At 61.3% G+C, this 21,442-nt stretch carries 21 protein-coding genes; 12 read left to right on the top strand and 9 right to left on the bottom strand.

All coding sequences use genetic code 11. The features are described 5' to 3' along the window. Nucleotides 1–934: 934 nt before the first annotated feature. The 5 genes from FKB36_RS13200 to FKB36_RS13180 all read right to left on the bottom strand — a co-directional run bounded on the left by FKB36_RS13200 (nucleotide 935) and on the right by FKB36_RS13180 (nucleotide 3,644). Entirely contained in the window at nucleotides 935–1,093 is a 159-nt protein-coding gene (locus FKB36_RS13200) for a hypothetical protein (RefSeq protein WP_261598559.1), read from the bottom strand. 273 nt (nucleotides 1,094–1,366) lie between these two features. Continuing rightward, nucleotides 1,367–2,101 carry a hypothetical protein gene (locus FKB36_RS13195; protein WP_261598558.1) on the bottom strand — a complete coding sequence of 245 codons (735 nt, stop codon included), beginning with the start codon at nucleotides 2,099–2,101 and terminating at the stop codon, nucleotides 1,367–1,369. Continuing rightward, nucleotides 2,098–2,592, bottom strand: a complete 495-nt coding sequence (locus FKB36_RS13190) for a hypothetical protein (RefSeq protein ID WP_261598557.1) — start codon at nucleotides 2,590–2,592, stop codon at nucleotides 2,098–2,100. The genes FKB36_RS13195 and FKB36_RS13190 overlap by 4 nt, the downstream gene beginning before the upstream one ends. 3 nt (nucleotides 2,593–2,595) lie before the next feature. Further along, nucleotides 2,596–3,171, bottom strand: a complete 576-nt coding sequence (locus FKB36_RS13185; RefSeq protein WP_261598556.1) for a UPF0175 family protein — start codon at nucleotides 3,169–3,171, stop codon at nucleotides 2,596–2,598. A gap of 191 nt (nucleotides 3,172–3,362) precedes the next feature. Continuing rightward, on the bottom strand, nucleotides 3,363–3,644 hold the full coding sequence (locus tag FKB36_RS13180) for a hypothetical protein (protein ID WP_315901842.1): 282 nt from the start codon (nucleotides 3,642–3,644) through the stop codon (nucleotides 3,363–3,365). A 180-nt stretch (nucleotides 3,645–3,824) separates the two neighbouring features. Here FKB36_RS13180 and FKB36_RS13175 point away from each other — a divergent pair, with 180 nt between their 5' ends. The 8 genes from FKB36_RS13175 to FKB36_RS13140 all read left to right on the top strand — a co-directional run bounded on the left by FKB36_RS13175 (nucleotide 3,825) and on the right by FKB36_RS13140 (nucleotide 7,593). Further along, complete coding sequence (locus FKB36_RS13175) at nucleotides 3,825–4,331, top strand: hypothetical protein (protein ID WP_261598555.1); 507 nt, start codon at nucleotides 3,825–3,827, stop codon at nucleotides 4,329–4,331. 128 nt (nucleotides 4,332–4,459) lie between these two features. Continuing rightward, entirely contained in the window at nucleotides 4,460–4,657 is a 198-nt protein-coding gene (locus tag FKB36_RS13170) for a hypothetical protein (protein WP_261598554.1), read from the top strand. After that, on the top strand, nucleotides 4,642–4,977 hold the full coding sequence (locus tag FKB36_RS13165) for a type II toxin-antitoxin system PemK/MazF family toxin (protein ID WP_261598553.1): 336 nt from the start codon (nucleotides 4,642–4,644) through the stop codon (nucleotides 4,975–4,977). The genes FKB36_RS13170 and FKB36_RS13165 overlap by 16 nt, the downstream gene beginning before the upstream one ends. 268 nt (nucleotides 4,978–5,245) lie before the next feature. Beyond that, nucleotides 5,246–5,431: a DUF7557 family protein gene (locus tag FKB36_RS13160; RefSeq protein WP_261598552.1), complete on the top strand. Its 186-nt coding sequence runs from the start codon at nucleotides 5,246–5,248 to the stop codon at nucleotides 5,429–5,431. Between the two features lie 469 nt (nucleotides 5,432–5,900). Next, nucleotides 5,901–6,386 (top strand): nucleotidyltransferase family protein, encoded by a 486-nt coding sequence (locus FKB36_RS13155; RefSeq protein ID WP_261598551.1) that lies wholly within the window; start codon nucleotides 5,901–5,903, stop codon nucleotides 6,384–6,386. Nucleotides 6,387–6,393: 7 nt separating this feature from the next. Further along, nucleotides 6,394–6,540, top strand: coding sequence for a hypothetical protein (locus tag FKB36_RS13150; protein WP_261598550.1), 147 nt, complete (start codon nucleotides 6,394–6,396; stop codon nucleotides 6,538–6,540). Beyond that, nucleotides 6,530–6,664 carry a HepT-like ribonuclease domain-containing protein gene (locus FKB36_RS13145; RefSeq protein WP_261598549.1) on the top strand — a complete coding sequence of 45 codons (135 nt, stop codon included), beginning with the start codon at nucleotides 6,530–6,532 and terminating at the stop codon, nucleotides 6,662–6,664. The genes FKB36_RS13150 and FKB36_RS13145 overlap by 11 nt, the downstream gene beginning before the upstream one ends. 221 nt (nucleotides 6,665–6,885) lie before the next feature. Next, nucleotides 6,886–7,593: an acylphosphatase gene (locus FKB36_RS13140; protein WP_261598548.1), complete on the top strand. Its 708-nt coding sequence runs from the start codon at nucleotides 6,886–6,888 to the stop codon at nucleotides 7,591–7,593. A gap of 41 nt (nucleotides 7,594–7,634) precedes the next feature. Here FKB36_RS13140 and FKB36_RS13135 read toward each other — a convergent pair whose 3' ends face one another. Together FKB36_RS13135 and FKB36_RS13130 are read right to left on the bottom strand one after the other, a co-directional pair. Continuing rightward, nucleotides 7,635–9,467 carry an MASE3 domain-containing protein gene (locus FKB36_RS13135; RefSeq protein WP_261598547.1) on the bottom strand — a complete coding sequence of 611 codons (1,833 nt, stop codon included), beginning with the start codon at nucleotides 9,465–9,467 and terminating at the stop codon, nucleotides 7,635–7,637. Between the two features lie 289 nt (nucleotides 9,468–9,756). Further along, nucleotides 9,757–11,643 carry a PAS domain S-box protein gene (locus FKB36_RS13130; protein WP_261598546.1) on the bottom strand — a complete coding sequence of 629 codons (1,887 nt, stop codon included), beginning with the start codon at nucleotides 11,641–11,643 and terminating at the stop codon, nucleotides 9,757–9,759. 443 nt (nucleotides 11,644–12,086) lie between these two features. On the opposite strand from FKB36_RS13130, the gene FKB36_RS13125 reads away from it, so the two are divergent. After that, nucleotides 12,087–14,057: a heavy metal translocating P-type ATPase gene (locus FKB36_RS13125; protein ID WP_261598545.1), complete on the top strand. Its 1,971-nt coding sequence runs from the start codon at nucleotides 12,087–12,089 to the stop codon at nucleotides 14,055–14,057. A 37-nt stretch (nucleotides 14,058–14,094) separates the two neighbouring features. On the opposite strand, the gene FKB36_RS13120 is transcribed toward FKB36_RS13125, so the two are convergent. Together FKB36_RS13120 and FKB36_RS13115 are read right to left on the bottom strand one after the other, a co-directional pair. Beyond that, nucleotides 14,095–14,958 carry a cupin domain-containing protein gene (locus FKB36_RS13120; protein WP_261598544.1) on the bottom strand — a complete coding sequence of 288 codons (864 nt, stop codon included), beginning with the start codon at nucleotides 14,956–14,958 and terminating at the stop codon, nucleotides 14,095–14,097. A gap of 62 nt (nucleotides 14,959–15,020) precedes the next feature. Beyond that, on the bottom strand, nucleotides 15,021–17,360 hold the full coding sequence (locus FKB36_RS13115) for a PAS domain S-box protein (protein WP_261598543.1): 2,340 nt from the start codon (nucleotides 17,358–17,360) through the stop codon (nucleotides 15,021–15,023). A 361-nt stretch (nucleotides 17,361–17,721) separates the two neighbouring features. Between FKB36_RS13115 and FKB36_RS13110 the strand changes: the two genes are divergently transcribed. The 3 genes from FKB36_RS13110 (at nucleotide 17,722) to FKB36_RS13100 (ending at nucleotide 21,125) form a co-directional block, all read left to right on the top strand. Continuing rightward, nucleotides 17,722–19,725 (top strand): copper-translocating P-type ATPase, encoded by a 2,004-nt coding sequence (locus tag FKB36_RS13110; RefSeq protein ID WP_261598542.1) that lies wholly within the window; start codon nucleotides 17,722–17,724, stop codon nucleotides 19,723–19,725. Between the two features lie 101 nt (nucleotides 19,726–19,826). Next, entirely contained in the window at nucleotides 19,827–20,669 is an 843-nt protein-coding gene (locus FKB36_RS13105; protein WP_261598541.1) for a PKD domain-containing protein, read from the top strand. Nucleotides 20,670–20,765: 96 nt separating this feature from the next. Continuing rightward, nucleotides 20,766–21,125, top strand: coding sequence for a type II toxin-antitoxin system PemK/MazF family toxin (locus tag FKB36_RS13100; protein WP_261598540.1), 360 nt, complete (start codon nucleotides 20,766–20,768; stop codon nucleotides 21,123–21,125). Nucleotides 21,126–21,442 lie beyond the last annotated feature (317 nt).

The following is a 21,442-nucleotide window of genomic DNA, read 5'->3' as shown; positions in this document are numbered from 1 at the left end:
GATCCATCTTCTGCCGTAACTGATGATAACCTACGCGATCTGATTCCGGTGCCTTCCTCTCCAGGCTACTGGGCTTGGAGGTGGTCCAGGAGGTGCTCGATGTTCTCCCGCCTGCCGGTGGCGAGGTTGTCGATGATGACGACGTCGTGGTGCTGTGCCAGCGTATCCGCAAGGTTCGAGCCAGACCGGCCCCACCGGTGACGATGTAGCGCATGAAGAGATTATGGCGGTGGGGGTGTTTAGGGGTTTCTGAATGGGACCGAAAGCCCCCCTCATGTTTGCACCTTTGCACCGGGTTTGCACCGGAATTTCGGGAAAAGTGCAAACAAAGATGCCGGCCAGAACGATGACTATTCTCCTATCAGAGGTACATATGGAGATATATGTACAGATAAGAATAGTAGTTTGCACCGTTTGCACCAGGAACGGAGAGCCTCCCCGCGGGGGCACCCCGGGCCCGGGTGTGCCTGTGAAATCCGCACTGGTGCAAACATCCCGGCGATACCTGATTACCCCCGGCGGATCCGGGAATATGGCGCGGTATGAAGTTATTCGCGGTGCAAAACAGGGTGCAAACGAGGTGCAAACGGGTGCAAAGGTGTAACCCGGTCAACCCCGGCGGCCAGGATCGAACCTGGGGGGCTTCTTCATCGTGAACTGGGCATTAAACACCTTCGAAAGCTCCTCTAACGTGTGAACACTCCCCGAAAGCGTTACAATCCATTCCATGAATCAAATATGTCTCAATAAACAGTATAAACAATTCGGAGCATCATAAGAGAGTTTTTGCTATTCTCCGCCCTTGAAAAAGACATAGGTCTCGTTGTTGCAAATCCGCTGCAATGTCTCCAGGATATGGGCCGCTGTCGGACCTTCCAGGCGTGTTTGACCCTGCCCGGGAAGAAGGAGAACCTCAATCCCCGCCCGGGATGAATCATCGGCCGCCCCGTCTTGCAAGGCCCTTGAGATCACCCTTCACGACATTCTTCTTCGACGAGAAGTAGTCCAGAGATGCATCCCCTGACTCATCAATAACACCCCTCAGAGCTTCAGCCTCCAGGCACTGCTGCTGCATATTGACGATCTGCAGCAACCTCTTCTGCCGGCTTGCAGTCGCCGAAAGGCTCTCCTCGTGCCCGATAAGGGCCCCCTCCGGGTAAATCCCCCTGGCCTTCTCACCCAGGAGGTCGGCCCTGTAGTAACCGTAGTCCCGTATGTTCAGCAGGCGCGTCGTGTTCCGGGCGATCGATTTCTGCGCCTTCAGCCACTCATAGAACTCGGGGTTTCTCTTCGGCCCGACATGGTTGCCGCCGAGGCAGTCCAGGCCATACCCATAGGCGAGAAGATCTCGGGCTGACAGGACGTTCTAGTCGTTGATGGCCTTCCCGAAGCTGACGTTGATGTAGGAGAGGAAGTTATTCTCCTCGTATCCTCTTGCCGCAAGCTGCCGCTTGAGTGCGTTCAGGGAGTCGAGGTGGCTCTGGACCATCGTCCCGTCGAAATCGATGTAATATGCATTGATCCCGTGATCCAGGTAGAAATCAATGATATTCTGCGTATAGAGAGCGGTAGCTGAAGGTATATACCCGAGGATGCATTTTTTGTTCCGCACCTCGATGGTCTCGATGCAGGATGAGAGGTACTGTAAAAATTCCCCGAAATTCGCCCTGTTGATGGAGCGTGCCATCTTCGGGACGGATGGAATGGGCGTGATATCCGAGTACGAGTAGGCGGCGTTTGTCAGGACGTCTATCTCATGTGCGGTAGGATAGCGGCCTCCCCGCCCCCGGGTCTTGAACTCCACAAAACAGAGGCCCGGGCAGTGATGCGCTTTCTTCCTGTTTCTGCTGATATCCTTGTTTTTCTGCATGGAGTACGCCTTGTCCTCATCCATGCGATGCAGGCTCTCGTCATCGAACTTGAGATATGTCTCGTGGAGGTTCGTCAGGTTTCGAGGAAAATCAGTGTCAGCGTAGAAGTCACGGGGATTTATCGTCTTTACTGGCGTTACGATCTTTCCCGACCCGATGTCGGCGGAGAGCGACCTCAGGTCGGTATCATCCGCACACGCGTAGTCGGTAATTCGAACTTCTCTCGTCACTTTAACAACCCCTGCAGGACCTCTTTTTTGATATGGAATGACGATTGCAGAAATCTGTTGTAGAGATCATGACACTCCCCACCTGTCAGGGCAAGCCGTTCTCTTTCCCAGAGTATGAGCCCGACAGTGCCCGTCACCCGGATCTGCAGTTTATCCCGCAAGTTCCGGGCTCGTTCATCGATGACGCAATAATACCGCTTTTTGTCCCGCCCTATGGCAACGCCGGCACAGAGGACACTGAGTTCCCCTTTGTGCAGCCAGGGATAGCGTTTGGCGAGCCTCTCATAGCATTCGGCGTCACCGTCCTGTATGATCTCAACGTCCCCGTACGCTTCAAGGTGCTGAAGCGTCTCAGGGTTCTCCATGATCCCCTCGTACACCTGAGGGGTGATACTGAGCCGGTACCCAAGATCTTTGCAGGCATCCAGAATTTTTGGATACTGTACTTCGCGGAATATGCAGACAATGGATGACGTGTCAAAGATCTTCATGTGTTACCTCTTAAGGTAATCAAGGTACGACTCGATATTCATCCCCGCAAGAAACGCGGCTTTCTCAAGACTCACTTTCCCTTTTCGGTACAGCGACGCCGAGAGCGGGACTCTCTTTTTCAGGATATCACGAAGTCTTGCAGACTCACGGGTATATTCCGGATAGGTGATGTAGACGAAGAGGAGAACCTCATCCACACTGAGGTCGTTGATAAAGACCTTAAAATCTTCAATTGCTCCGGACTCCTCGGTGTGGAACACGGAGCACACCTTCTCCCAGACCCTGACTCCATCGGGAGTGAGGGTATAGCCTCCTTCAGATCTCCTGACAAGGCCCAGGGAGATAAGTTCGCCAAGCGCAACCTCGGCGGCCTCACTATACGGCCCAAATATGTGAGGGGTGAAATCCGCGTCGTCTCCTACCTGTTCTATGTAATCTCCGATGAGGAAGAGTTCTTTCTGGAATAGAACATCTCCCCGAACGGCAGAGTTGCCTCCTGCATGCAGCAGGTGCAGGATTGCCACACCCAGGTGGGGGAGACTATCGGCGATCTCATCCAGAGTAAACTCCACGGCCATCAACTCCATTTGTCGGGGTCAGGCTGCCCCGGATGTGCTGTAGTGTAATGGTATGAATTATATAGTTGTTATGTGTTGCTGTGTCGCTCAGAACTTGTAATGCCCATCGCAGGTGGTGTAAATGTGACCCAGAATGTGACTATCACGTTCCCGTCGCATTCTCCGGCCCGAAATGTGTGCAGGTTGTGAAGTCACCATCTCATGGCAACCTTGCCTGCGATCTCCTTCACCCCCCGCCCAGCACCCGCACGATCACCGCCACCGCCCCACCAACAACCCCCCCGGCCCCGGCACTGATGGTGGAAACCCGTTTCTCCTCGCCGGCCTTCTCCGCCCGGGAGCCGCTCCAGCGCCCGGATCCGGGCCTCGAACTCCTCATCCTGCGCCTCCATCCACCGGAGCGTCCGGCAGATCCACTTCACATCCCGGTTCGTCTCGTAGACAAGCTCCCGGGTGGTCTTCTCGTTGGTCATCCTGGTAACCCTCCCGAAGGACAGTAGGATGTCCGAGAGAAAAAGCCTGACCGTAAGGGTTATATTTGAGGATCAGGGCCAAATCCGGGCTCCCCGATAAAGTCAGACAGATATCCTCTCCCGCCAACCCCATAGTTGTCTGTCATATTCCCGGGAGCATGCAGACATGGAGAACCAACCATGGCAGACTTCGTGCAGAAGACCGTGAACAAAACGGCGGCCCGGGACCTCGCCGTCCCGATCGCCACCGTAACGTCGTTTAACAACCTCATCGAGAGCGTCATCGCCGACAACCCCTTCGGGTGCGTCGGGTATACTGGCTCTGACGGCGTCGCCGTCCCGGCAGTCATCCGGAACCGCGAGCACTACACCGCGAAGGTGGACTTCATCGACGGCGAGGGGAAGCGCGTCGGGAACGTCTCGCTCCAGTCCCCCTCGATCACCGCCTTCAACGCGAACGCCGCGGAGGCGCTCGCCAACGCGACCCTCGCGGCCGCGATGGGCGGGGACGCCGAGCGGAACTTTGCCGGCGAAACCTACTACTGCCAGCTCAAGTGCCACGACCCGTCGGGTGACGACTACTACGTCACCTTCACCCGGAAGACCGTCCGGATCTCGTCCTACCAGGACGACGCTATCAAGACTGCGGTCGAGACCTGGGCGGACGCCGTGCCCGCACTGGCGTGAGAGGGGGGAATACCCCCACTCAATTTTTCTCAGTGCCGGGGCACAGATCGCCCCAAACAACCCCTCTTCAGACAGAGATATGTAGATTGAAGCACCAGAGGATCGTATACCGCAGAGGTGAGGCTGCCATGACCCAGGTCAAAGAGGAGATCATCAGAGAGCTCGACGACCTCCCGCCCCGGACATACGGTGAGGTGCTCGATTTCATCCGGTACCTCAAGTACCGGCGCCGGAAGGCCGCCCCCGACACCGCCCTCGCGAGCGAGCCCGCGCTCCGGAAAGACTGGCTCCGGCCCGAGGAGGAAGAGGCGTGGAAGGATCTGTAAAGGGGGATGTCGTCATTGTACCGTTTCCTTTCTCGGATCTCTCAACCGTGAAACGGCGCCCGGCTCTTGTCGTTGCGGTGCCCGGCGGAGACGACGTCATCCTCTGCCAGATCACGAGCCAGCAGGTCCGGGATCGCTATGCCGTCGGTATCACCGACACGGATTTTACGGAGGGAACACTCCGCAAACCAAGCAACGTCCGGCCAAACCGGCTGTTTTCCGCTAGTGCCAACCTGATCCTCTACCGGGCCGGCCGTCTCAGCGACCAGGCCCTCGCATCGGTCATCGATCGGATCGTCGAGATCCTGCAGGCAGAGTAACTTCCTGCCCCAACGTTCTGCCGGGAACCTGCAGCTGCAGCCTTCACGTCTCAAAACCCCTGGGTTTCTCAAGTTCCGGACGTTCACACCTTCGGCGCTCAAGTTCCGTTCGCACCTTGCGGTGCTCCTGCTCCGGCCCTTCGGCCCATCGCATTCCGTTGAAACATCGTACCCTGCGGCCAGCCGCTCTACCCCTGCCTTCTCCGCCCCCTCCCCCTTCCGTCCGGTTGAAGAAAGTATATCCACGATCAGCACAGATCGGGATTCAATGCCTGTTGCGGAGAACATCCCCGTCTCAAAAGAGACCTATACCCAGATCCTGGATCTCAGGCACCCGGGTGAGACACCCGACGAGACTCTTGCGAGGCTGGTGGAGAAGGTAAAGAAACAGCAGCTCACGGATGATCTCGAAGAAGTCATGGCAAGGAACGAGTTCGTGGAATTAGACCTGTGACGTTCCGCCTCATGGTGGACAAACGTGCGCTGGATTTCTTAAATTCGCTCGAGGCCAAAGATCAACGGATCATTTAAGAAAATTTGAAACTTTTACAGGACAATCCATACCCCGGTCTGGATGGCGACAAAAACTCCATACAAATAAAAAACGGGAGTCATACCGGCTTCATGTCGCACGTTCATTCACGGTCATCTACAATATCGATCCGGACGGTAGTTTCGTCTATATCACCCACATTATGCCCATAGAAAAAGCACATCGAAGGTATGGGCGCATTTGAACGGCCCGGAAGCGTATCAAATGCGGCTATGCCTTGATCCATAGTTGATTGCGGGTATCGTGGACACATCGACATCCCGATTTCGAACATCCCGCCTCTTCACGTTCAGCCTGCGCACGGCCTACTCTTAACAATCTCCAGACAGACTCCTGACACGCTCGCCCCCCATCGCGACCGGACCCTCTTTTGCGACCCCGATACGTGCGAGTTCACCTTCGTCCCCGACCACCTCCACCACCGCGACGCCCGGAACTCGCCGGGCTCTTCAGGGGGAGTGCGGTCCGTCCGGCACCGGAAAGACCGCCGCGAACCGGCGTACCCGGGGATATCTATACTAGATGGGAAGGCCCATATCCCGATCAGGATGGATACCGTCACCCGCGAGGCGGCGGGGAGTGCGCGAGGATCATCGCCATTCTCCGGGGGAAGAAGGCGTACCTGGAGGAGACCTATCATGTCGGGTCCATCGGCATCTCCGGCTCGTGCCGGCGTGGCGAGGAGCACGAGGGAAGCGACGTGGACATCCTGGTCGAGTTCTCCGAGGTGCCGGGGATCTTCGGGTTTATCGAGGCTTCGAGCGGTATCTCTCCGAACTTCTCGGCAAAAAAGTGGACCTGGTCGAAAAAAGTGCGCTCAAACCCCGCATCGGCCGCCGTGTCTTACAAGAGGTAATCTACGTATGACGGCTCCGCGAAGCACCCTCGATTACCTGGACGATATCCTTGACGCCGTCGATAAGATCGAGGTCTTCACCCGGGGCATGTCGTACGAGGCGTTCTCCGAGGATGACAGGACCGTTTACGCGAGCGCTGGAAATGATCGGTGAGGCGACGAAATGCATTCCCCGCCACGTCAGGGAGCGTAATCTCTCTCTTCCCTGGAGCGAGATGGCCGGTATGCGCGACAAATTGATCCATGCCTACTTCGGGATCAACAGGGCCATCATCTAAAGGACGATCCAGGACGATATCCCTCCTCTCAGGTCTGCGGTTCAAAGCCTTCACGACGACCTGGTATCGGAGGCAACCAGGGATGGGTCCCCGTTCAGCCTACGGGATCCTTGATCGGCCCACCTCCAGTCCGGGTCAACCGCGTTCCGCGCGTCGGCGATCGCCGGGTGAAGAGCAGATCAAAAGAAACTATTTATGTCCGCTATACAGAGTGAAACTGAATGAAACGATTTGTGGCCACTGCACGGGGGCGTGTCCAGCGGGTCAGCTATCGGGAGCATGTGTATAACGAGACGTTTGAACGGAATATCTCGGGGTACGTGATGAACCTCAAGAACGGGGATGTCGAGATCGTTGCAGAGGGAAGCGAAGAGGAACTCCGGGACTTCATCAACGCGATCAATATCATACATAGACCCATCGCCGTCAAATCGTTCACTGTCAGATGGGAAGAGGCAACGGGAGAGTACGCCGATTTTGAGATCGTCCGGGGAGAGATCCAGGAGGAGATATTCGAGCGGATGGATTACGCCGGGAATGTACTGCACAGCATGGATATGAAATTAGATCAGGGCCTTCAGATCAGCAAAGAAACCCTCCAGGTCGGCAAGGAAACCCTTCAGGTTGGTAAAGAAACCCTCCAGGTTGGTAAAGAAACCCTCCAGGTTGGTAAAGAAACCCTCCAGGTTGGTAAAGAAACCCTCCAGGTTGGTAAAGAAACCCTCCAGGTTGGCAAGGAAACCCTCCAGGTTGGTAAAGAAACCCTCCAGGTTGGTAAAGAAACCCTCCAGATCGGCAAAGAGACGAAAGAAGAGATTGTCGGCCTCCGGAGTGATACCAAAAAGCACCTTGACGACGAATTTGCAGAGATCAGAAAGGAACTCGTCTCCATCAAGGATGCGCTTGCCCGGGCCGGCATCCAGGTCTGAGTTACCGCCGCCATCCCGCGTCGACCGACTGAAGCCTGAGGCTACCGGGAACCGTCCCCGGACCGGTACGCCCCGTTCGGCACCGTGATCTCAAACCTCGCCCCCTCCCCGGGAACCCCCGTCTCCCGGATCGTCATCCCGGTGATCCCGAGGATCCCTGAGACCAGAAACAGCCCGTGACCGTACCGCCGCTTATACGTCTCGCGGAAGATCGCCTCCTTCTCACCCTCAGGAATCCCGATGCCGTCGTCCTCGCAGACGATCAGGATGTCCTGACCGGATCTCACGCACGAGAACCGGACTTCCGTCACGCTTCCGCCGTGGCGGACGGCGTTGTCGATGAGGTTGTAAAAAACCTTCTTTACCATCGGGTCCGCGTAGACCTCGAGACCTGCAAGGTCCGTCCGAACGTGGACCCCCGCCGGGATGCCGAGTTCCACGGCGCTCTCCCGGATGAGATCCGCCGGCCGCTGCCAGACCGGTTCCTTCACCCCCATGTCCTGGTAGTCCCGCGTGAACTCGATCTGCCTGTGGATCTCTTCCACGGCGGAACGGGCACGCCCCAGGTAGTCCCGGATGGCAGGATCTTCGATATCCTCGCCGGCAAAGTCGATGTAGGCGCGGGCGACGGTGATCCGGTTGAGGATGTCGTGGCGGGTGATCCCGGAGAGGAGGTTCAACTTCGCGTTCGCCTGCCGGAGCGCCTCCTCGGCATGCCGCCGCTCGGTGACATCCTCCCCTGAGCCGAGCGTCCCGCAGACGGCGCCGCTTTCGTCCCGGAGCACCGTGGTGTGCCACGCGATTATCCGCTCGCACCCGTCCGCGGTGAGGACCGGCGTCTCGGCGGCAGGCGTCGCAGGGCCGACCCCGCCCTGTATCATCCCGTTGATGATTGCACGGCAGCGGTCCTGCTCCGCCGGCGGGACGAACCGCTCGACCCAGGGCTCGCCCACAGCCGCATCCACCGGGCAGCCGAGAACCTCGGACGCCCGGCGGTTGATGAGGGCGACCCGCCCGTCCCGGTCGAGGACGACGAAGAGGGTTCCGGCGATATCCAGATACTGTGCGAGCCGGTTCTTCTCCCTCCTGAGTCGCTCTTCACTCGATTTCAAGCCGGTAAAGACCACCGCGTAAGGCTGCCGGATCCCGGTCTCGACGAACGCGATATAGATGAGCCCGAACGCGAGCACCATCAGGAGGTGGCCGATCATGTTCAGGAGTCCATACACATCGGTGTACAGCGTGAAGGTGAGTTCCGATGCCATCAGCACGATAAGGGCTGCAATCAGGTGGTTCACCACCCGGGGCGAGAAGGCGTCGCGCAGCCGGTAGACGGCGACGGCCCCGAGGGCGAGCAGGGCCACGATGACGTACTCGCTGACGATCTTGAACGGCGTGAGCCCGCTGCCTTCGACGTAGGCGTCGGGGAAGACCGGGACGACGAAGATCGAGACGAGGAGGAGCCCGGTGACTCCTGCAAACCCGGCAAAGACCCGGTGGGGGGCCGGGTTCCTCCCGAGCAGGAGAGGTGCGGCGAGGAACGTCCCGGCGAGGAGGTAGCGCGAGGCGATCCAGAGTTGCGTCGGGAGGTTTGCATCGTAGCCGACGAAGATCGCCATCCCGTCGTAGGCGAGGGTGTGGACGAGGCCGATCCCGGCCACGAAGAGGAGCCCGGTGCCGGCGGCCAGAAGGTAACCGTTTTCACGCATCGTCCGGGCGTTCCAGGCAACGGTGAAGGCCGCTATCGCTATCCCTATCGCGACGAGTTCGGAGATCGTGTGGAAGAGGAGGTAGTTGTAGAGGCTGGTCGCTGCAAGCGCGATGAGAAGTGCCGCAAAGACAATCAGTGAGCCCCCGATGCTGTTCCGTTTCATACCTGCCGACCTCCGTGCTATTTCCCTATCAGGGCCCTCTGGGGAGAGTATATCCGGCAATCTCCTCCTTCATCGTCGATTACCCCCTGAATGTCTACGTCCGATTTTATTTCTATTATTGGATATAAGTTATCATTAAAGTATCCGAGGGGCTCTTCCGGGAATTATGAGTTATTCTGTAAATCAAGCCGCATAGATAAATGATCCGGGCAAATGGCACCAGGACAGAAGAGGATACTCCGGCTCCGGGGGGCCGGGTCTCTGAAGCACGACCGCAGGTGGAGAGTCATCAGATCAACTCGTTCCTCCGCAGGAACTCCCGGATCTCGCGTGACTCGACCCAGCCCTCGTCAAGCTGCTTCACGATCGCATTGATTCGCTCTACCTGCTCCCGGATCTTCTCCGGGGCCGGCCCATCCTCAAGCAGATCGGCCATGCCGAGGATCACCTGCAGGGGCAGGCGGATGTGGTCCGCGAGGACCGCGAACTGCTCGATGTTCTGCTCGATCTGCTCGAACGCCTGTAGCCGCAGTTTTTCGTAGTGCCTCCGTTCGGAGACGTCCCGCCCGATGATCTGGACGCCGATCACCTTCTCCCCCTCGACGACGGGCGAAGAGTTCATCTCGATGACGGCAACCGATCCGTCCTTGCGGCGGAACTCTATAAGGGATCCCTCGACGGACTCCCCCCGCTCGGCCCTGCCGAGCATCTCCTCCCACCCGGGGATTGCCTTTTCAAGGAGATAGTCCCTGCACCGCTGCCCCAGCATCTCTTCAGGGGTGTAGCCGAGGATTCTGGTCACTGCCGGGGAGATGTAGGCGATCCCCTGGTCGGCGTGACAGATGAAGATCACATCGAAACTCCGCTGGGCAATCTTCCTGAACCGTTCTTCGCTTGCGAAGAGGGCGTCCTGTATCTCCCGCCATTCGGTGACATCCTCCACCATCGCGATGACGAGCTCCTCTCCTTCCTGATCGCGGAGAGGAGACGTCGTCACCCGCCCCCAGATGACCCCGCCGTCTTTCGTCAGGTAGCGCGTCTCCCGGGGGGCGCTCTCCTGCAGGAGAGGTCCGGCCGCCTCTCTCTCCGGCGGGAAGGAGAGGTCGCAGAACTTCATGCCATACAGTTCGTCTTCGCTGTAGCCGAAGACCCGCACAAACGCCGGGTTCGCATCCCGGATCCGCCCCTCAGGATCGATGAGCGCGATCCCGGTCCCGACCTGCTCGAAGACTCCGCGGAACCGTTCCTCACTCTCCTTGAGGGCACGCTCTGCCTTCTTCTGCCGGGTGATCTCCTGCCCGACGACGGCGAGCCTCCCTGACTCAGGGCGGAATATGTAGAGGTCATACCACCGGCCGCTCCCCGGCTCCTGCAACCGCCGCCGTACCGGGACACCCCGCTCTGCAACCTCCCCGTAGATGATGCGGGCACCCTCGCGGATCGCCGGGAAGACCTCAAAGAGCCGCCGCCCTATCAGGCCATCCCGGTTGCGGGAGAAGAGATCGGCTGCCTTCTCGTTCAGTTCGACGATCCGGTAATCGACAGGGTTCCCGTCACCGTCCCGGACAACCTCATAGAGGGTGTAACTCTCGAGCATCTGCTCGTAGAGAAGCCGATAATTCTCTTCGCTCCTTCCAGAGTTTCCATCCGGCTGAACCTGCTCGAGGATCCGGCCAAGCCTTGCAGCGACGGCGTCGGCCACGGAGTGCCCGTCGGGGAGGAAAGATTCCTCACCCTCCCGGTGACTGATCTCCACTCTCCCGGCGACCCGGCCGTGAACCAGGATTGAACTCTCCTGCCGCGGGTATGCCTCGACAAAGCCGGTCGATCGGTACTCCCGGCCTTCGACCGTGATCCGGACGGCAGCATCCTCCGGGTCGAGCCAGCCGACAGGAAGGATGGCGGCAGTGACACGGAGGAGTTCGTCGACCGATACACCTGACTGTTCCATGATGCCGCTCGGGGCGTGGAGCGCCTCCGGGTCAAGGTTGATGCCCACCCAGAAGAGGATCCGCCCGTCCGCATCCCTGACCGGGCTGCCCCTCTCCACCACGGTGCGATATACCCCGTCCCTGTCCCTGATGCGGTAGTTGCCCCTCCACGGCGTGCCGGCGGCAAGGCTCTCCTTCCACCCGGCAAGCACCGCATCCGCATCCTCCGGGTGGAGCCTCTCCATCCACCCCGGATCCCGGCAGATCTCAAGTGTCGTCCCGGCAAAATCAGGACAGGGTTCAGGGAGGGAGAGGAACTGGCCCTTCGGCCCGCAGAACCAGATGATCCTGGGCTCTCTAATCCTGTCAGGGCCGTTCTGTGACGTTTGGGTAGTGTCGGGTGCTCTCATGTTTCTGTTCTGAAAGGGTCGGTTCATGGAGATGCCGCATATCCCCACGTCTCGCGAGGGGGCGCCGCTGATGAGAGGGATCGTGCGCCCGCCGTATGTCTCTCTTCCGGCCGGACTGGAGAACCACCCGGCCAATCGCACCATAATCTGAGAGACCCCCACATAATGATTACCACCTGCGGAACCGGTAGCGCCATCCCCGGGCTACGCATGGATGGCGCAGAAGATTAATTTTTATCTGGAGCAGGGTCAACATCTCTTCAGTATGCGGGACTTCCATGCCCGGAGAACCGGCGCATATCCGGAGGCAGACTGTGGTCGGCGATGAGGTATGCCCGTCCTGCTCCCGCTGCCGGGTCGGGGCCTCTCACGGGCCGGTCGTCGGCCGCCGGGAGATCGCGGTCTTCGCGGTCTCGGGCATCTTCCTCCTCGCAGGGGTGATCGTCGAGTACTTCACCCCATACCCCTTTGCCGGGACGGCCCTGCTCCTCGCAGCCGCGGTCATATCCGGCTACGACGTCCTGAAAACCGGATTTTTCGCCCTCATCCGGCTTCGGTTCAGCATCGCCGTGCTCATCTCGATCGCGGCAGCAGGGGCGTTCCTGACCGGAAACCCCGCCGAGGGGGCGACCGTCCTCTACCTCTACGCCGTCGCCGAACTCCTGGAGGAGTATGCGGCCGGGCGGGCGGAGCGCTCGATAACCTCACTCCTCGACCTCACGCCGCAGACCGCCCGGGTCAGGCGGGACGATGGCGAGACGATCGTCCCGGTCGATGATGTAGCCGTCGGGGAGACCGTGATCGCGAGGCCGGGTGACACCATCCCGCTCGACGGTATCGTCGTCGCCGGCGGATCGTCGGTCGACCAGGCGGCGATAACCGGGGAGAGCGTCCCGGTGGCAAAGGAGATCGGGGACGGAGTCTACGCCGGGACGCGAAACATTGAGGGCTACCTCGAAGTCCGGGTGACGAAGCCGGAGAGCGAGAGCACGATAGCCCGGGTCGCCGCCCTGGTCGCGGAGGCCCAATCCCGCACAAGCCCCACCGAAGCCTTCATCGAGCGGTTCTCCCGCTACTACACCCCGGCAGTCATCCTCCTCGCCGCTCTCCTCGTCGTGGTGCCACCGCTCGCCTTCGGTGTCCCGTTCCTCGAAGCGTTCTACCGGGCGCTGGTCCTCCTCGTCATCGCCTGCCCCTGCGCACTCGCGATCTCCACCCCGGTCTCGATGGTCTCGGGTATCACGACCGCGGCGCACAACGGCGTGCTGATCAAAGGCCGTGATTCCCTCGAGGCCGTGGGGCTTGCGCGGGTGGTCGTCTTCGACAAGACCGGGACGCTCACGACCGGGAAGCTCGATGTGGATGAGGTGGCCGGGTTCGGGGTCTCAAAGGCGGAGGTGCTCGCCGTCGCCGCGTCGCTCGAGTCACGCTCCGGCCACCCTATCGCAGAGGCGGTCCGACGGCGGGCGGACGAGGAAGGCATCCCGCTCCGGGACGTGGAGGAGTTCACCTCGCTGACGGGGAGAGGCATCCGGGGGAAGATCGGCGGCGAGACCCATCTCCTCGGGAACGAGGCGCTCTTTGCTGAAACCGAGGACAACGCGTGGCGGGCGGCGTATGACCGGCTGGAAGGCGAGGGGAAGACGGTCATCCTCTCCGGCACGGCCTCAGGGGTGATCGGGCTCATCGCCCTCTCGGACGTGGTAAAGAAAGATGCAAAAGAGACTGTTGCTGCTCTCCGGGCGCGGGGCATCAGGACGGTGATGCTCACCGGGGACAACGAGCGCGTCGGAGAGGCGGTGGCCCGCCGTATTGGGATCGACGAATGCCATGCCGGGCTCCTGCCGGAGGATAAAGTGGCTATGGTCGAGCGGCTGATGGACCGCCACGGGATCGTGGTGATGGTCGGCGACGGCGTGAACGATGCACCGGCGCTCGCGCGGGCGAATGTCGGGGTCGCGATGGGGGCGATCGGCTCAGACGTCGCGATCGAGGCGGCCGAGATCGTCGTGATGGAGGACGACATATCGAGGGTCGCCTACCTCGTCGCCCTCTCGGAGAAGACGGTCTCGGTCATCCGGCAGAACATCACGGCGGCACTCGTCGTGAAACTCGGCATCGCTGGCCTTGCGGTCTTCGGCCTTGTCTCCCTCTGGATGGCGGTGGCGTTCGGGGACATGGGGCTCACGCTTGCGGTGATCGCAAACGCCCTCCGGATAGGCCGGCCGGATACCGGCGCCCCTCCGTGAAACCGCGGAGAACGGGCGCCGGAAAAAAAGAAAGGATCTACTCGAAGAGAACGGTCTTCTCCGGTGTCCATGCAGGGTCGATGAACGAGAGGATCCTCGTCGTCGAGGCCACGACGTTCCGGGTCTCTTTCACCTGTTCGGGGAGGACATACGCGGCGCTCCCGGCAGGGACCCGTATCGTCTCTCTGTCGGGGGTGGAAACCTCGATCTCCCCCTCGATCACGTAGAGGAGATCGGACGAACCGAGAATCCCGTCATATCCAAGATACCCGCCCGGGAGAAGTTCGCCGTACGCGAGGCTATAACCGACCGGGATCATCGTCTCGTTCATCAGCACCGGATTTATCAGGGTGTAGACCGCCACGCCGGATTCGAGGTCCCACTCGATCCCTTCGTGGGGATCGGCGACAACGATCGGCCTTCCGTCTGTAGTCAGGTTGAGCGCATCAAGTTCATCCCCCGAGATCTCGATCTCAGGCGTGTAGGCTGGCTGGCTCACGGTAATGTAGTGGAGATCGGCGTCCCCGGCCGAGGCTATCGATTGCAGCACACCTTCCGGCAGGAGCACGGTCTCTCCCTCGCGTGCGGTCACCGTCTCGTTGTCGCAACGGATCTCCGCCGTACCGCCGAGCACGTAGATGAGTTCCGCCGTCCCGATCAGGCGGTGCGGCGGCGTCGCGTTGCCCGGTGCGATGGCAACGAAGCCCATGCTGTAGTTCGCCGGGATCTGCGGCGTCTCCGCACCGATGATCCCGGCGTAGGTTGCCTGGCCGTCGAATATGGGTATCGGGTCAACCGGGGCGATCAGGCTGACACCCGCCCCTGCCGGAGAATCGCCTGCGGCGAGGCAGCCGGCGGAGAGGAGGATACAGACAACGAGAAGAGGAGTAATTCGGTACATGGGAAAATGTCTGCGACGGGAGGAATAAAGCCGATCGTCCGTAGCGGCATGCACGGGAGTGTTCAGGCGGAGAAAACGTCCCCACATCCGGCCTTCCGGAGAGTGAACCGGAACGCCGCGCCTTCTTCCGGGTGTCCCTCGACCCGGTCGTCGACCCAGACCCTGCCGCCGTATCGTGCGGTAAGCATCCGGCAGATCGAGAGGCCGAGGCCCTGGCTCCCCCGCCTTCCCCTCTCCTGCTCGAACCGGAAGAAGAGGGCATCCTTCATCTCGTCAGAGATGCCGGGGCCGGTGTCGGCGATGGTGACGAGGACGGTCTCTTCATCCATCTCCTCGACCGTCACCATAACCTCGACTCCTGGTTTGCCGTGCTTTGCGGCGTTGCCAATGAGATTCGTGAAGATCTCGGGGAGGAGGTCGTCGGCAAAGACCTCCATGGGGATACCGTTGTAGTGGATGCAGAGGTCGGGAAAGTGCCGGATCTCACTCAGGATGACCTCGTGGAGGCCGACAGGCGCAAGTACGGCCTGGTTCTCGCGGATCTTGCGGATAGTGGCGACGTTTGCGGTGATCTCGATACTCTTCTTGATGCCTTTCTTCAACTTCAAGGCGTGCCGGGCCGGTTCCCCGTCAAGTTCTTCGATGAGGAGGTCGGCGTAGATGTTCGTGACGTTGTCGGCGTTCTTGATGTCGTGGGTGAGGATGTCGAGGTAGAGGTTCGCCTCCTGATTCGCCGCCTCAAGTCTCTGGTGGAGCAGTCCCCGCAGGATACCGGCTCCGATCTCCCGGGCGACCGCCTCGAGGAGCCCTCGCTCTTCGGGAGAGAAGGAGCCCCGGCCCCTGCTCCCGATGAGGAGCGTCCCGAAGGAGTCGGACTCGACGACGAGCGGGATGTATGCGAGTGCGGCGAACCCGAGTTCCCGGAGGAGGCGGGAGGCAGGGGAGTTCGGATCAGGATCGCGTTCGACGTAGAAGGGCTGGCCGACGGCAAGTGCCCTGGCGCAGAACTCGCCCATAAGGCTCTCCGCCCGCTCCAGGCACCCGTCCGGCATGTTCCGCTCGTATCGGGGCGCCGTCATTCTCTCTCCGGCGCCGGTGTGATAGACGGCGCCGCCGTCATAGCCGAGGAGGTCGAGCATCTGGTTGAGCGCTGTCTCCATGAGCTCGCCGGGCGATCGGGCCGATGCGGACGTGCCGGCGATCCGGTTGAGCAACGTGAGACGCCGGTTGCTTGCCTGCAACTGCTCCTGTGCCTGCTTCCGGTCGGTGACGTCCCGCATAACGACCTGGACCGCGGGTCTTCCCGAGTAAAACATTCTCGTGCCCCTCCCCTCGACGGGGGCCGTCGTTCCGTCGAGCCTGACAACCAGCAGTTCGGCGAGCGGCGTCTCCTCGCCCTGCAGGTCCCGCGTGATAAACGACCTGATGGTCTCTCGGAAGTCGGGATGGACGATATCAAGGAGGGGCACCCCGATCACCTCCTCCGGTCGTGAGGCACCGAGCATCTTCATGCCGGCGGGATTGATGTACACGATCCGCCCATCCTGGTGGATCAGGGTCGTCTCGGCCGAGTGTTCGACGAGCGACCGGTACTTCTCCTCGCTCTCCCGGAGCTGCATCTCCACCTGTTTCAAGCGGGTGATGTCCTGGACCCCGGCGAGGAAACCCCGGCAGGCGCCGTCGGTGCCGACGATCGGGGTTGTTGCCATCAGCGTGTGGATGCGGGAACCGTCCCGGTGGATCAGGTCGATCTCAAAGATCTCATGTGAGTTCCGGTCCAGGTTCTGCAGGTACGCTCCCAGGCATGCAGCGCCCTCCTCGTCGACGAGCGCCCCGACCGGCATCCCGATCAGTTCGTCGACGGAGTAACCGACGATATCGGCAATTCTCCTGTTGGCAAAGACAGCGGTGCCCTCTCTGTCGATCAGCCCGATGCCCTCGTTGATGTTCTCGACAAGGAACCGGTACCCGTCCTCCTGCAGGTGTTCCTCTATCCCCCCGGAGACGAAATCCCCGGGGAGAGCGGCGGGCTCAGGCGAGAAGCGCATGATCCGGACACCCAAAAGCGGCCCCTCTTTGACGACCCTGCACGAACAGCGGACCTGCTCATACTCGCCATCGGACGACCGCGGTCTGCACAGGACGTCGGCAGACTGCGATCCTCCGCCGAGGAACGCGAGGATCTCGGCCCGACCCGAATCTCCCGCGATCGTCATCTGGATGAGCCGGTCCGCGTCGGCACCGTCGAGCGCGTTCCCGTCGATACCGAGGATGCGCCGGAGATGCCCGTTGGAGCAGGTTACCCGATTGTCGGGGGCGACGACGAGCACTCCTTCGTCAAGCGTCTCCAGTATGGCGGTAAGCGCAGTCAGATTGTCGAATGCAGGCAGATGCTCATACATCGGTCGGGCTCATCTCCCTCTATCATGAATTTTTATAACGAAAGTCAGATAAAATTTTGCTAGACCCTATAGATTGTTTTGATGCCATTATTGGGATTTGTGAATCCTCCTCATCCCGTGGACACGTTGAGGCGTTCAACGGCAGTATGCTCTTTCCCGGCACATATAAACCTGCTCATCTCTCCCCCGGGATAGCCGTCGCCCAGGATGCGGTGGATGCCAACCCCGGCGCCGCCGTGAGGTCGTGCACGCTGTATAAGGGCTCCTTTCGGCCCGTGAACGGCCGGAACGTTTACGTCACGAGCCACCATCTCTGTGGCAGGAGCTACCGCGCACGCAGAACGGGGCGGTCAGTGTTACTATGAACCACGACCACAAAGGGCACGAGATGCAACCCGCGGAGGCGGGTCAGGGGGAGACGCAGGGGCACCACCATCACCCCCTCGAGGACTTCCGGCGGCGGTTCATCGTCTCGACCATTCTTACCGTCCCGATCCTCCTCCTCTCGGAGCCGGTCCAGGAACTCCTCGGGATCGTCATACAGTTCCCGGGCTCGGACTACCTCCTCCTCGCTCTCGCGACCGTCGTGTACTTTTACGGCGGCTGGCCGTTCCTCACCGGTATTATCAGCGAACTCCGGGCACGGATGCCCGGGATGATGACGCTCATCGCCGTCGCTATCACCGTCGCCTACGTCTACAGTTCGGCGGCCCTTCTCGGCATCATCGCCGGGGAAGGGTTCTTCTGGGAACTCGCCACCCTGATCGACATCATGCTCCTCGGCCACTGGATCGAGATGCGCTCGGTCCTCGGGGCGTCGCGGGCGCTCGAGGAACTCGTCCGGGTCATGCCGGCGGAGGCGCACCGACTCCTGGACGGGAGAAGCGAGGACGTCCCCGTCGACCGCCTCGCGCCGGGCGACCGGGTTCTCGTCCGGCCCGGGGAGAAAGTGCCTGTGGACGGCACGGTTGTCGAGGGGGCGACGAGCGTCAACGAGGCGATGCTCACCGGGGAGTCGCGCCCGGTGGAGAAGCGGCCGGGTGATGCGGTCATCGGCGGCGCGATCAACGGCGAGGGCTCGATCGTCGTCGAGGTCGAGAAGACCGGCGCGGAGACCTACCTCGCGCAGGTGATCGACCTTGTGCAAAAGGCGCAGGAGAGCCGTTCCCGGACGCAGGATCTCGCAGACCGGGCGGCGTTCCTCCTGGTGGCGATCGCCCTTTCAGTCGGTGCGGTGACGTTCGCGGCATGGTTCGCCCTCGGGGCGGGGGCCGGATTTGCGGTGGAGCGGGCCGCAACCGTGATGGTCATCGCCTGCCCCCACGCCCTCGGCCTCGCCGTCCCGCTCGTGATCGCGGTCTCGACGTCCCTTGCCGCCAGATCCGGATTCCTGATCCGGGACCGGAGCGCGTTCGAGCGGGCAAAAGAGATCACAGCGGTCGTCTTCGACAAGACCGGCACCCTGACGGAGGGGAGGGCCGGGGTCACCGACGTCCTCACCTTCGACGGCACGGCGGAGGACGACGTGATCAGGACGGCGGCGGCGGTTGAGGCACACTCCGAGCACCCGATCGCCCGGGGCATCGTCCGGAGCGCAGAGGAGCGCAAACTCGCTCTCGCTTCGGTAGAGGGGTTCCGGGCTATCCCGGGAGTCGGCGTCGAGGGGGCTGTCGGCGGCCGAACCGTCCGGGTGGTCGGCCCGGGTTACATCGCGGAGCGGGGCATCGGTGCCGGGGACGGACGGGCCGAGAGCCTCCAGCAGCAGGGCAAGACCGTCGTCTTCCTCCTCGAGGACGACCGGCTCACGGGAGCGCTCGCGCTCGCCGATATCATCCGGCCGGAGTCGGGGGAGGCGATCCGCCGGCTCAAAGAGATGGGCGTCCGGTGCATGATGCTCACCGGGGACAACCGCGACGTCGCCGCGTGGGTGGCGGGGGAACTCGGTCTCGACGAGTTCTTCGCCGGGGTCCTCCCCCACGAGAAGGCGGAGAAGATCCGGGAGGTGCAGCAGCGCTACCGGGTAGCGATGGTGGGCGACGGGATCAACGACGCTCCCGCGCTCGTCGAGGCCGATCTCGGGATCGCCATCGGGGCAGGGACCGACGTTGCCGTGGAGAGCGCCGATATCGTCCTCGTGAAGAGCGACCCCCGGGACGTGGCGGCGGTCGTCGATCTCTCGAAGAAGACCTACCGGAAGATGGTCGAAAACCTCCTCTGGGCGACCGGCTACAACGTCGTCGCCATCCCGCTCGCCGCCGGGGCCCTGATCGGCGCCGGGATCCTTCTCACCCCGGCGGCAGGGGCGGTGCTGATGAGCGCAAGCACGGTGATCGTCGCGATCAATGCCCGGCGGCTCCGGGTGTAGAGGCGGCCACTGCACCACTTCCCGGGTGGTTGATTGAACCGGGAAGCTCAATGCGGTCAAATAGGGGGGCAGGGCCAGTATCTACCGGAGATGAGGTACACATGAAACGAGATACTAAAATCCGGATCTTCTCCCTCTTCATCGCCCTTGCCGTGGTGATTCCTGCCGTGCAGGCCGCCCTCACGGTCGATGCCGGGAGCAACCACACCGTCCTCGCCGGGGAGCCGGTGACCATCCTCGCTGCCTGCAGCGACACGGAGATCTTCGACGCGACGAACCTCTCGGCCTCCGTCGACTGGAGCACAGGAAGGACCGAGGCGGAGATCGTGCAGGACGACGAGCAGAACGGCACCGTCCGGGCAACGCACACCTATCTGGCCGCGGGCACCTACACGGTCACGGTAGAGGTCGCAAACAACGCGACGGGTGTCGTCGTCTGCGACACCCTGAACGTGACCGTCGCCCCGCAGACGGCGAACGTGAAGGTCGCCCCGAAGGTCCTGAACCAGAAGAGCAACGGCGTCATGACCGTCTTTGTCGGTATTGCGGAATGGCTCGGGTTTGCCGGAGCCGACCGCACGAACGTGACCGCATCGGACCCCACTGAGTTCAGAATCGGGAACGCAACGCCGGAGAAGGTCAACTTCTGTATGAAAGACGGCGGCACGCTCATCCTGAAGTACCGGCGCCAGGATCTCGATCTCGCCGCCGGCGACGGCAACCTGACGGTGACCGGCGGCGCCGTGACGGAGAACGGTACCGTATCGGTCGCCGGCACCGGGGCCGTCTCCGTGATCAACCCGGGCAACGGGAAGGAGGCGAAGTTCGGCAACGGTGACGGGCATGCCCGGGCCCCGCTGGTGAAAGAGAAGGCGAAGAACCAGAAGGAGTTCCCCGAAGAGCAGCAGAGATCCAACGGAAAAGCAAACGGACGGGCGCCGTAACGGCGTATCGTGGGGCGAAAGCGTCCCCCATTCCTCCTGTTACTATAAAGGCCCGGATCAATCCCCTTATTGGTCTTGACGTCGACCGGTATGCAGATGGGGCGATACGCCAGCGGCGACGTCCTCCTGGCCGTCGTGCGGATCGGGGGAGGGGGCGAGCGGAAGGTGCGGCCGGTTGTGGTCGTCTCTCCCGGAGAGAGCGGGAGCCTCTTCATCTGCCCGGTATCGAGCAGCCCGTCCACAGACGGGATCTCGATCCCCCTCTCGCTCGATGACTTTGCCCGGGGCGGGCTCGACCTCTTCACCGAGAGTTACGCTCTCGCCGCCCACGCCGACACCATCCGGACAGCGGATGTCGTCGCAAAGAAAGGCACGCTACTCCCTGAGGCGCTCGCCGCAATCCGGGAGGCCGTGCCGGGGGTGCAGGAGAAGAGAAGGCGGGGGCGGCGGCGGTGAATGGGTTTTCCCGGGAATGCCGTCCTGTTCATTTGCGCTCCTGGACACGGATTTTCACCCTGAACGCACTTGATGCGAGTTGCGACTGTCGGAACATGCTACGATTCGTTACGTGATGGTTCGCAGAACAGGAGTTTGAGAACTCGAAGAGTTTCGAGGCAGGAGTTCGAGAAGGCTGAAAACCTTCATTATGCGACAAACAAAGCGAGTGAAGCGAGGAAATATCCCGATGCAGTGGACCGTGAGAGTATCGCCGTGGGGGTGGGGACAGGGGAGGGGGCTCGCCCCACTCCCCTGAAACCCCCCCCCTAATGCCG

The organism is Methanoculleus formosensis, assembly GCF_025384765.1.
Lineage (GTDB): Archaea > Halobacteriota > Methanomicrobia > Methanomicrobiales > Methanoculleaceae > Methanoculleus > Methanoculleus formosensis.
The sequence above is the reverse complement of the archived record's forward strand: the minus strand, read 5'-3'. Positions and strand labels throughout refer to the sequence as shown.